Origin of the sequence: Candidatus Aquarickettsia rohweri, assembly GCF_003953955.1 — a bacterium.
GTDB lineage: Bacteria > Pseudomonadota > Alphaproteobacteria > Rickettsiales > Midichloriaceae > Aquirickettsia > Aquirickettsia rohweri.
Genome location: NZ_RXFM01000030.1, coordinates 1 through 12,271, shown reverse-complemented (window position 1 = coordinate 12,271; position 12,271 = coordinate 1). Strand labels below are relative to the sequence as shown.

The window sequence follows — 12,271 nt, the reverse complement described above, 5'->3', positions numbered from 1 at the left end:
CTACAAGAATTCTGTGCCATTTATAAAATGTACTTCTCGGCACATTCTTTTGCTTACAAAATTCATATTTACTTACATTACTTTTTTTATATTCTTCTACTAGCTCTTTCCATTTTTCATTACTTATTCTTTTTTTCTTTTTTTCTAATAGCATCATTAGCCTCTATTTTTTTAGGCTTTTGTTCTACCACTTATTTTTATTCTTGCCTAGATGCCCTTATTTTAGCGCTTACAAAGCAGAAATAGTTAAATCATATAAATTAAAACCGTTAGATATAGGTAAAAAAAGATAGAACTACATCGCAATTATCTTATTTCATGGATGAATGAAAAAGGCCTTAATAAAAAGCATTCTCTTGAGGAAATTTGGAATTTGAGAGAGAAATGGATTATTAGCTTATCAAATAAATCAAACCATATATTTCTCAGGTAAATTATTAAGAATAATTATATTAAATTTAGGTATTATAAATATATTTATAACTCACCCTTTCCAAAATCAAAGTACCCTTCATTCATGTCAAAAACAAATGCTGTCTTTTCAATAAAATCTATACATTTATCAGATTCATGCCAACCATAGTGCTGTACTTTTTCACTTCCCCAAGACAAGCACTCTTTAAATTGCCCATCTTCACATTTAAATCTTTCAGGATGGAATGAGTTTTCTCCTAAAAGCTCAACATAATTATCACAAGTTAATTCTTTTCCACCAAAACCTACAAATATATCCTTTTGATATGGGTGATTCTTTTTAATAGTTAAAAAAGCTTTAGTAAAACCATCGTCAGCTTTACAAACATTAGCCATATTACCTATAGAATCAGAGATAGTCTTTGTTTCACCTAAAAACTTATCTACAATAAATATACCAGAAAATTCATAAACATTGTTTTTAGTAAAATAATAAGAAGAAATATTAGATAATAAATTTTCTACTTGATTTAAGAAATTATCAATAAATTAAACATTAGTATAATTATACACTGTTCTATCAGATACAGTTGGAGGTGATCCAGTCATACCAATATTAAATAAAGCTGCTGGCTCATCATCAATTGTAAGAACCCTAGCTAATTTACATTCACTTTCATTACTGTTATCTCCCCTATTACCCCAAAGCTTTAATTTTCCTTCCACACCTTTTTCACAATGCTTGCCATTTCCATAGATTGCACAAGACTTAGGACTATTTGCGGAACTAAAAATCTGATTTAGCAAATTTTTTGATTCATCATTATTTTTAATAATTTTAAATGATACAGACATAACAACCCCAAATTTTATTTTTAGAGTTATTATACATAACAAAACCTTAATTTACAAGTTCAATTTTATAACCATCTTGGGTATCGATTACTTTATAACCTAACTTCTCTATCTCTATCCTTACTTTATCAGCCCCTTGCCAATTTTTATCAATTTTTAGCCGTTTTCTTTTCTCTGCAAGCTCTATTACTTCCTGTGTGACTTGTATTTCCTCTTCTTTCTGCCTAATATCCAAACCTAAAAACTTACAGCAATTATATACATCATTAGCACTATTCTCATTGCCATCTAATGCCTTATTTGCCAATTGATGTATAAATGATAGTGCAAGCGGTGTATTTAGATCATCAGATATATACTTCAAGAACTCCTCAGGCAAATCACCTGATATTTCATCAAATTTAATATTAAATTTTTGGATAAATCTTTGAAACTTATTTATGCTTTTCTTAGAATCAAGTAATGCTTTTTCATTAAAATCAAGTGGCTTTCTATAATTTGCAGTAAGATAAAAATATCTCAATTCAGCACCACCAACCCCTTTATCCAATAGCTCTTTAACAGTGGTAAAATTTTTAAGGCTTTTACTCATCTTTTCACTATTAACCGTCAAAAATCCATTATGAACCCAATAATTTGCAAATTTGTTGCTTTTTGATTCACACACACTTTGAGCAATTTCATTTTCATGGTGAGGAAAAACTAAATCAATACCACCTCCATGGATATCAAAATTATCCCCTAAATATTTCTTACTCATTACTGAACATTCTATGTGCCACCCAGGTCTACCATCACCCCAAGGACTTGCAAAAAACATCTTCTCGTGTTCTTTTTTGGGCTTCCACAGCACAAAATCTAATGGATTTTTTTTCAAATTTGAAACTTCTATTCTTGCACCTATGTCTTGATCAGCAATTTTTCTTTTAGAAAGTTCTCCATAATTACTATAACTATCAACATCAAAATATACATGATCTTCTTTAACATATGCATACCCAAGCTCTATAAGCCTTCTAATCATATCAATCATTTCTGAGATATTTTCAGTAGCTTTAGGTTCGTAAGTTGGTAATAAACAATTAAGTTTATCTAAATCTTCATGAAAATATTTTGTAATCTTTGTAGTTAATGATTCAATGCTCTCATTATTTTTATTTGCAGAATCAATAATTTTATCATCAACATCAGTAATATTTCTTACATATGTAACTTTATTATATACATGTTTTAATAATCTGAATAAAACATCAAATACCACAGAAGACCTTGCATTACCAATATGTGGCCTGTCATATACTGTAGGACCACATACATACATTTTAATATTTCCCCTATCTATAGGAATAAACTCTTGCTTTACTCCGTTGATAGTATTGGTTAAAAAAATTTTCAATTTTAAAACTATAAATGAATTGGTTTAAAATAAGTAGCAAGCGCTGCTTCCTTAATTGCCTCGTTTAGAGTTGGATGTGGATTGCAAATCCTTGCTAAATCTTCTGATGCAGCTTTAAATTCCATTGCAACCGCTGCTTCAGCAATTAATTCTCCCGCAGCATCACCTATAATATGCACTCCTAAAACTTGATCACTCTCTTTACAAGCTAAAATTTTCACAAAACCATCTGTTTCTAAAGAAGTTCTTGCCCTGCTATTTGCAAGAAATGGAAATTTACCAACCTTATAATCTATTTGATCTTTTTTTAATTCATCCTCTGTTTTACCAACAAAAGCAATTTCTGGATGAGTATAGACAACACTTGGTATAGTATTATAATCAATATGCCCATGTTGCCCATCAATAATTTCAGCCACAACAACTCCTTCATCTGAAGCTTTATGCGCAAGCATTGGTCCAGCAATAACATCACCAATAGCATAAACATTTGGGATATTTGTTTTAAATTGTCCGTCAACAATTACCCTTCCTCTATCATCCAATTTTATACCTACTTTGTCTAAATTTAATGATTTAGTATTTGGCTTCCTACCAACAGCAACCAACACAACATCACAATCCATTTTTTCTGAATCATCACTTGAGACTGAAGAAATATTAACTTCAACTTTATACTCTATAACTTGAGCAGATGTTACTTTAGATTTAAGCTTAAAACTTAAACCTTGCTTTTCAAATATTTTTTTTGCTTCTTTTCTTACATCAAGATCAAAACCTGGCAATATATCATCAGCAAATTCTACCACTTCAACACTCGCACCAAGCCTAGACCATACTGATCCCAACTCAAGGCCAATAACTCCAGCTCCTATCACAATCATCTTATTTGGAACTTTTTCAAGAGATAAAGCCCCATCAGAAGTTACTATTTTTTCTTCATCAATTTCTATATCAGGCAATGTAATCGGAACTGAACCTGTTGCAATTATAATATTTTCAGCTTCTATTGTTATATTATCACCATTATTTGAATTAATTAAAATCCTATTATTAGTTTCAAATTCTCCAATTCCATTAAAGTAATCAATTTTATTTTTTTTAAATAATCCAGCTATACCCTGCCCTAATCCTGATAAAGTTGAGTACTTAGTTTCCATTATTTTTTCTAAAGAAAAACTAATATCTTTGCACTCTATTCCTCTTGATGCAAAATTATGCTTAGCATCATGATACTTATGAGTTATATTGAGTAGTGATTTAGATGGAATACAGCCAACATTTAAGCATGTTCCTCCTAAAAATTCTTTATTATCTACACAGGCAACTTTTTTACCAAGTTGAGCAGCTTTTATTGCTGCAACATATCCACCAGGACCACCGCCAATCACTAAAATATCGTATTTTTCCATAATCTATAACCCATTAAATTTTACAAATTAAATAAAAGTTTCTCTGGAGTCTCAACCATTTCTTTTACTCTTCTTAAAAATGTAACTGCCTCACTTCCATCTATTATTCTATGATCATAAGAAAGTGCAATATACATCATTGGACGAATTACAACATCACCAGAAATTGCCATTGGTCTTTCCACAATGTTATGCATTCCAAGTATTCCTGATTGAGGTGGATTAATTATCGGAGTAGATAACAATGAGCCATAAATTCCACCATTTGTAATACTAAATGTTCCACCTTGCATATCACTCATTGCAAGCTTACCATCTCTTGCTTTCTTACCTAAAGATACAATATTTTTTTCAATCTCAGCATGACCCATTTTATCAGCATTTTTTGCAACTGGAACTACAAGCCCTTGTTCTGTTCCTACTGCTACACCAATGTTATAATAATTTTTATAAACTAAATAGTCTCCATCAATTTCAGCATTAACAGCTGGAATTTCTTTTAATGCTGCAACTACAGCTTTGACGAAAAAGGACATAAATCCTAACTTAACTCCATGCTTTTCTTTAAATGCTTCTTGATAATTTTTTCTACATTTAATAACTGCAGACATATCTACTTCGTTGAAAGTTGACAAAATTGCTGCAGTATTTTGTGAATCCTTAAGTCTCTTTGCTATTGTTTTTCTAAGCCTTGTCATTTTTACTCTCTCCTCAAGTTGATCTTGAGATTGAGTAACTATAGATGTTTGATTTTGAGATTGAGGATTAGAAATAGCAGATATTACATCGCCTTTCGTAGCCCTACCATCTTTTCCAGTTGGATTTTCTATATTTTGAATATTATTTTCTGAAGCAATTTTACTTGCAGCTGGTGAAAAAATTTGTTCTTTAGGGACATCATTTTGCACAGGCTGAGAATCAATGTTAGTATTGATACTATCACTTTCTGATTCATCATCATTTTTTACAACCTCTTGAGAAACTTCCCCTTCTTCTAACAATCCTAAAGTATCCCCGACTGCAACAACATCTCCTTCATTAAACTTTATCTCAGATATTGTACCAGAAGCAGGAGCATTAACTTCTAATGTTATTTTATCTGTTTCTAATTCAATTAAAAGCTCGTCTACTCTAATTTGTTCACCAACTTTTTTATGCCATTTTGCAATAGTTGCCTCAGTAACTGACTCTCCAAGTGATGGTACTATAATATTAACTGCCATATTTTTTAACTCCTATTATTCAAATGCTTTTTGTAAAAATTTATATAACTCTTCTAAATGAAGTTTTAAGTAACCAGCTGCAGGTGAAGCTGATTCATCCCTTCCAATATATCCAATCCTCAATTTGCTATCAACTTCTCCTAAAACTTCATCAAATCTTGGTTTGATATAACTCCAAGCTCCCATATTTTTATGTTCTTCTTGACACCAAATAATCTGCTTTAAGTTTTTATACTTGTTGATTTGATTTATTATTTTTTCTTTAGGGAATGGATAAAGCTCTTCTAATCTAATTAAAGCAACTTCATTTTTTGCTAACTTTTCTCTTTCCTCAAGTAAATCATAATATACCTTACCACTACAAAATATAACTTTATTAATTTTATTGGCATCTTTAGAGTCATCTCCGATTACTGATTGAAATTGTGTATCTTCAGCAAAATCAGATAGTTTAGAAACTGCTAAATGATGCCTTAACAAAGATTTTGGTGTCATTATTATTAATGGATTTCTATATCTTCTTAGCATCTGCCTTCTAAGTAAATGAAAAATTGATGCAGGAGTTGTGCAATTTGCAACAGTAATGTTATTGTTTGCAGAAAGCTGTAAAAACCTTTCCATTCTTGCAGAACTATGTTCTGGTCCTTGCCCCTCATATCCATGTGGCAATAATAGAACTAACCCACTCATTCTTAACCATTTAGCTTTTCCAGAAACTAAATATTGATCAATAATCATTTGAGCACCATTCGCAAAATCACCAAACTGTGCCTCCCAAATTACTAATTTATTTGGACTGGAATAACTATAACCATATTCAAAGCCCATAACTGCTAATTCAGATAAAATACTATTATATATTTCTAATTTAGCAATTTGATGTTTTTCTAAATTATTTAATGGAATGTATTTTTTTTCATTTTCCTGATCTGTTAAAACTGAATGACGATGAGAGAATGTACCCCTTTCTACATCTTCACCTGTAAATCTAATATTAAATCCCTCTTTAAGCAATGAAGCATAAGCTAAAGTCTCACCCATACCCCAATCAATATTATCTTCTGTTTCTAACATTTGCTTTCTATTATTAAGCAATCGTTCAATTTTTTTATTTAATTTAAAAGAATCAGGAGCATTTGTTAATGCGTTACTAAAATTTTTTAAATCTTCATGTTTTACTCCTGTAATTACATTTTTATTATCTTCAGTTAAAAATCCATCAAAATTTTGCCACTCACCTTTAAGCCAATCAGCTTGTTCAGCTTTATAATTATTTGATAACTCAAATTCTTGATCTAAAAAACCTTTAAATTCCACTTTATTTTTTTCAAATAGATTTTCATCAAAATTCCCTTCATTTTTTAGCTTAGCAGTATAAACCTCAGAAGGCTTATTATGTGTACGAATTTTATCGTACATTCTTGGCTGAGTGAACATTGGTTCATCACCTTCATTATGCCCATATTTTCTATAACAAACTATGTCAATAAATACATCTTTTTTAAATTTTGATCGGTATTCTGCTGCTATTTTACTAATATATGCTATGGCCTCAGGATCATCACCATTTACATGAAAAATTGGTACATTAATCATTTTAGCTATATCTGTACAATACCTAGACGATATTCCATCTGTAGCATTGGTTGTGAATCCTATCTGATTGTTTGTTACTATATGTATCGTGCCTCCAGAATCATAGGCCTTAATTCCAGCTAATGCTAAAGATTCCATCACCGAACCTTGCCCACATAAAGCTGCATCGCCATGAAGCAAAATTCCCACAACCTTATCTCTTTCTTCGTCATTCATTAAATCTTGTTTAGCTCTTACTCTACCTAATACAACAGGATTTACAGTTTCTAAATGTGATGGGTTGGGTGTAAGTGTTAAATGAATACTTTTTCCATCAATTTCAATATCAGAAGAAAAAGCTAGATGATACTTTACATCACCTGGCAAATTAAGTTCTTCTGGTATAAAAATACCTCCTTTAAATTCAGAAAAGACAGCATGATAAGGTTTATTTATAACTTTAGTCAATACACTTAATCTGCCTCTATGAGCCATTCCAAAAATAATTTCTTCCATATTATCTTTAGCCAAAACCTGAATAATTTCTTCAAGCGCTATTATTGTTCCCTCACCTCCTTCAATAGAAAAACGTTTAGCACCAGGAAACTTTGTATGCAGATATTCCTGAAACATTTCAACTTTCGCTATGCTATCTAATATTTTAAATTTTTTATCTTTGCTTAAATTAATTACACCAGCATCATTTTCTATTTTTATTCTAAGCCACTCTCTTTCCTGCAAATTATCTATATGAGAAAATTCTATAGCAAATCTCCCACTATATGTGTTTAAGAGACGTTGATATAGTTCTTTAAACTGCATTTCATTTTGACCAAAAATGCCATTTAGATAAATTTTTTGCTCTAAATCTTCATCTTTAATACCATAGTTTTTATAATCTAATTCTTTTGGAAACGCTGAATTGTTAAGATTAAGTGGATCTAATTTAACAGCAATATGTCCATAAATCCTAAAAGCATCAATTAATTGAATTGCTTTTATAGTAAGATCATTAAATTGATTATTTGATTCAGTTTTACTATTTTTTATACCTTTTTTAACTTTATCTTGATAACCAACTATTTTATTACCCCTTTTTTTCCAACTTGGACCAGAAAAATAATTGTTAAAATCATCAACATTTTCTTTTAAATCCGCAAAATACTTTTTCCAAATATCGTCTACTGAATCTGGTTCTTTTAAATATTTATTATATAACTCCTCAATAAATATTGCGTTCTGCGAAAAAAAATCTGAATTATCACTCATTTAATTATTTCAAGATATAACCATAGTTTCATAATTATTACTCTCATATCTATGAAAAATCAAGGATTCTATTTTTGAAGAATTTAAATGCTTGTTGAAGATATTATCCAATCCAAGAAACTCTTTTCACCATTACTAATTTTGATTTCAACTATACATGGAGATTCATAGCTATGTATCTTTAAAATTCTTAATCTTACTTCATCAAATAATTTGCTTTGAGTTTTTAATATCAATATCACTTCATTATCATAGTGAATTTGGTTATTGTAATAATAAATTGATTTTACACTATTAATTATATTTGCACATGCCACTAATTTTTCCTCAACAAGTATAGTTGCAATAGAATTAGCTTCATTTTTATTTTTACAAGTAACATATATTAATGAAAAATTATGCATACCTTTTTTACCAATAAGACTTTAATACCTATATTTAATTTTATAGATATAAACAATATAAAAGTAAATATTGACAAATTATACAACAAGTTTAACCTACTTTCTTATAAGTATAAGTAAATTATAGTATTGTATAATGGTTTCTATAAACGATCCTATTCCATCTTTTTCACTTCCTTCATCAAGTGGAAAAGACATTTCACCAAAGAATCTAAAAGGGACAAGTTACATTTTATATTTTTATCCCAAAGATTCTACACCTGGGTGTACCATAGAAGCTAATAACTTCACAAATAGCTATGATGAATTTAAAAAATGCAATACATTAATTTTTGGAGTATCCAAAGATAGCATAAAAAGCCATTTAAATTTTATAAATAAACAAAAAATTGCTTTTGAATTAATATCTGACATAGAATGTAATTTATGTAAAAAACTTGATATTTGGAAGGAAAAAAGTTTGTTTGGGAAAAATTATATGGGTATAGAAAGGAGTACATTTTTAATTGACTCAAGTGGTATAATTAGAAAAATTTGGCGTAATGTTAAAATTAGTGGTCATGTAGATCAAGTGCTTTTAGAAGCAAAAAACTTATTCCAACTTAATAAAAATGAAAGTTGCAGAAATTAATGATAATAACATATCAGAAAATAAAAATATTAATGATAATATAATATTTTTAGATAAAAACATTATAAAAAGGTGCCATAAATCTAATATTGTTAATGATAGATTTATTATTGATAAGACAAAACCTTTAAAATCTTTTTCAAATGATTTTTGTGTAGCATATGCTGTCAATGATTTACAAGAATCTAGTCAAAATCATTGTTATGCTAAATTATTTGATAAATCTTTTTTATTTTATTTAGAATCTATAGTTAATTTAACATCAAATAAAATAGAAAATTTTAATAATCCGATTGATATAGGAATCGTTGAATTTCACGATACTAATGAAGAATATATTGCCGTAATCTTTAACGACATCTTTGCAGTATCATTAGGTGAGTTAATCGATAAAAATGAGTCTTTTTCAGATAAATATATAATAAAAAATATACTCTATAACATTAAGGAAACTTTAAAAAATCTACATGATCAAGGGATTGCACATGGTTCAGTTAATTTAGATAATATTTATCTTTCAAAATCTGGAAATTTTATTTTAGATGAATGCTTTACAACACCATTTGGATATAATCAATCCCCAGTTTATGAATGTTTAAACATATCAGAATCTAATATTTATGCAAAAAGCAATATTAATAAAAGCTCTGATTACTATGCACTTGGTATTGTATGTTTAGAACTCACAACTGGAAAGAGTATTAAAAAACCTAATATCAAAGATTTAAATTCTGGCAGAATACTATCTGGTTCTTATAGATACTTTATTAAAAACAAGATTTTAACTGGAACTATTAACAAAATTATAAGAGGACTTCTTAATGATAGTGACAAAGAAAGGTTTGGATATAATGAACTATCAAACATACCTGCCTTAAAAAACTTTTTTCCTAAGATTAAAAAGCATGATTTTTCTGAACCAATTATTTTTAATAATAAAAAGATTTATAATGCAAACATTTTATCACATGAACTTGCTTCTAACTTATTTGAGACAAAAAATTTATTTTCTTCAGGAAAACTACAAACTTTTTTATTTAAATATTATAAAAATGCTCAATCTTTATATAAAATTAAGCACCTACTTAATAAAAATATAACAACAGGTCGTTTTGAAACTAAGTATCTTAATATAAATGATTTAGTTATAGCTGAAATTATTAAAATATTAGGCAATAAAGATATATTTAGCATACAAAATTTATCTTTCAGCTTTGATAATTATTCTATTTGTAATTTCGTTATCAATTTAATTAAAAATAATAAACATAACGAATTAAAATTGTTATCTGAAATTATTGATTATCAATTTTACATTAATGAATTTTCACTTAATTCTGAAATTCACAACAAATCACATAGTTTTATTAAAATTTATAAAGAAAAAGCAAAAAAAGCAAAAGATAATTATCTATCAAACTTTCTTTATGCATTAAATAAAACCTATCCAAAATTACCTTATATATTTGGCTTACCTTCAAAAAAGGTAATTTTTTCTCCAATTGACATGTTAAAATTTATCAATGAAAATAATATTTCTGAAAAATTTATTTTTAATAATTTATATTTAATTCTTTTCTTACATTCAAAATTAGAAGATGATTACTTAACAAAATATTTATATTTCAATAACTTAATAATCAAAAATACAAGTTATTTTAAGCTTCTATTATTATTCAGCGAAGTTCAGAAAGAATATAAAATTCAAAAACTTTCTTATTTATCTAAGTTATTTTCACAAAATATTATTAAATTTCTTGATAAATTTATTCAAAGTAAAAAATTTAAAAAAGAAATTTCAGAAAAAATAAAAGAAATTTCCAAAGAAGGAGACTTATCTAAAATTATCGATATATTAGATCAGAAAGACTTATTTCAGGGTGATAAAGAAAATTTTTTAAAGAATGTAGCTAAAACAAGTAAAATACAAAATAAATTAGAACAAATTGTTAGTGAATTAGAATCAAAACAAGATGTAGAACAAAAATGTATGAATACAACTCTTACAATAAGTTATTTATTATTCTCAATAGCAGTGATATACATATTAGCAAAGTTAACAATATAGTATATTTATGAGTAAAACTTTTTTGGTTTATTGCAACAAAACGAATATTAATAAAGATTCAATATTACAAGATTGTATTTTTGTTGAAGAAAAAGTATCTTTTATGGCCTTTTTGTTTACTTTTATTTGGCTAATATACAATAGATTATGGAATGGGGTTATATTTTATATATCAGCATCTATAATAATATCATGTTTAAGTTTTTTAGAAATAATAGATAGCAATATAAAAAATTTTATTTTTTTATGTATTTCAATATATTTTGCAATTTACAGTAGCTCTATGATACAAAAAAAACTAGTTAATAAAAACTACCTATTAAAATCAATAATTTATGCAGAATCAAAAGAATCAGCATTATCAAAATTATTATTAAATTTAAAGCTTAAAACTAATAATAAAAAGTAAATAAAAATTTTTAATTTTATTTCTACAAATTTATGACTTCTTTATTTAACTTATAAGATTAAATCAGAAGCACTATTATAAAAGGAGAGTATATTTCTTTTATAATATCTATGTTTGTAATAGCAATATTATCTTTTATATTTCTTTTTACTTTAGTAAAGAAGTTAAAAAATAAAATTGGATTTAATATAGCCCGAGCCGCAGATAAGAAGTTAAAATTTATACCAAATTTTGTCATCATGAAACACATCATCTCTTGGAGTCATCACGAAGGAGGAATGCAATTCCAACTGTGGTGATCCAGAGTTGTTGTTATATTTGTTGATAAGTAAGCGCTAAAATAAGGGCATCTAGGCAAGAATAAAAATAAGTGGTAGAACAAAAGCCTAAAAAAATAGAGGCTAATGATGCTATTAGAAAAAAAGAAAAAAAGAATAAGTAATGAAAAATGGAAAGAGCTAGTAGAAGAATATAAAAAAAAGTAATGTAAGTAAATATGAATTTTGTAAGCAAAAGAATGTGCCGAGAAGTACATTTTATAAATGGCACAGAATTCTTGTAGGAAATAAAAGAAATACAGTAAAAAATAAATTTATACCAATAAGAGTGAAAGAA

General features: G+C 27.7%; 12 protein-coding genes. 4 read left to right on the top strand and 8 right to left on the bottom strand.

The window, feature by feature from the left end:
- The 8 genes from tnpA (EIC27_RS08135) to cutA form a co-directional block, all read right to left on the bottom strand.
- Positions 1-154: IS66 family insertion sequence element accessory protein TnpA (gene tnpA / locus EIC27_RS08135; protein WP_410519450.1), on the bottom strand; the 154-nt coding region annotated here is incomplete at its 3' end.
- 323 nt (positions 155-477) lie between these two features.
- The gene (locus EIC27_RS02940; RefSeq protein WP_126044656.1) at positions 478-810 is read right to left on the bottom strand and encodes a hypothetical protein; all 333 of its coding nucleotides are present in this window, start codon (positions 808-810) and stop codon (positions 478-480) included.
- A gap of 153 nt (positions 811-963) precedes the next feature.
- A complete protein-coding gene (locus tag EIC27_RS02935) occupies positions 964-1,269 on the bottom strand; it encodes a hypothetical protein (RefSeq protein WP_126044655.1) in 306 nt (101 codons plus the stop codon).
- 46 nt (positions 1,270-1,315) lie between these two features.
- Positions 1,316-2,665, bottom strand: a complete 1,350-nt coding sequence (gene cysS / locus EIC27_RS02930; protein WP_240627076.1) for a cysteine--tRNA ligase — start codon at positions 2,663-2,665, stop codon at positions 1,316-1,318.
- Between the two features lie 8 nt (positions 2,666-2,673).
- Positions 2,674-4,077 carry a dihydrolipoyl dehydrogenase gene (gene lpdA, locus EIC27_RS02925; protein WP_126044654.1) on the bottom strand — a complete coding sequence of 468 codons (1,404 nt, stop codon included), beginning with the start codon at positions 4,075-4,077 and terminating at the stop codon, positions 2,674-2,676.
- Between the two features lie 20 nt (positions 4,078-4,097).
- A complete protein-coding gene (gene odhB, locus EIC27_RS02920) occupies positions 4,098-5,300 on the bottom strand; it encodes a 2-oxoglutarate dehydrogenase complex dihydrolipoyllysine-residue succinyltransferase (RefSeq protein ID WP_126044653.1) in 1,203 nt (400 codons plus the stop codon).
- A 15-nt stretch (positions 5,301-5,315) separates the two neighbouring features.
- A complete protein-coding gene (locus EIC27_RS02915; RefSeq protein ID WP_126044652.1) occupies positions 5,316-8,144 on the bottom strand; it encodes a 2-oxoglutarate dehydrogenase E1 component in 2,829 nt (942 codons plus the stop codon).
- 83 nt (positions 8,145-8,227) lie between these two features.
- Positions 8,228-8,548, bottom strand: coding sequence for a divalent-cation tolerance protein CutA (gene cutA / locus EIC27_RS02910; RefSeq protein WP_126044651.1), 321 nt, complete (start codon positions 8,546-8,548; stop codon positions 8,228-8,230).
- Positions 8,549-8,684: 136 nt separating this feature from the next.
- Here cutA and EIC27_RS02905 point away from each other — a divergent pair, with 136 nt between their 5' ends.
- The 4 genes from EIC27_RS02905 to tnpA (EIC27_RS08130) all read left to right on the top strand — a co-directional run.
- Positions 8,685-9,179, top strand: coding sequence for a peroxiredoxin (locus tag EIC27_RS02905; RefSeq protein WP_205702320.1), 495 nt, complete (start codon positions 8,685-8,687; stop codon positions 9,177-9,179).
- Complete coding sequence (locus EIC27_RS02900) at positions 9,160-11,247, top strand: protein kinase domain-containing protein (RefSeq protein ID WP_126044649.1); 2,088 nt, start codon at positions 9,160-9,162, stop codon at positions 11,245-11,247. The genes EIC27_RS02905 and EIC27_RS02900 overlap by 20 nt, the downstream gene beginning before the upstream one ends.
- 7 nt (positions 11,248-11,254) lie before the next feature.
- Positions 11,255-11,656 (top strand): DUF2628 domain-containing protein, encoded by a 402-nt coding sequence (locus tag EIC27_RS02895; RefSeq protein ID WP_126044648.1) that lies wholly within the window; start codon positions 11,255-11,257, stop codon positions 11,654-11,656.
- A 471-nt stretch (positions 11,657-12,127) separates the two neighbouring features.
- On the top strand, positions 12,128-12,271 hold a 144-nt coding region (gene tnpA, locus EIC27_RS08130), incomplete at its 3' end, for an IS66 family insertion sequence element accessory protein TnpA (RefSeq protein WP_410519455.1).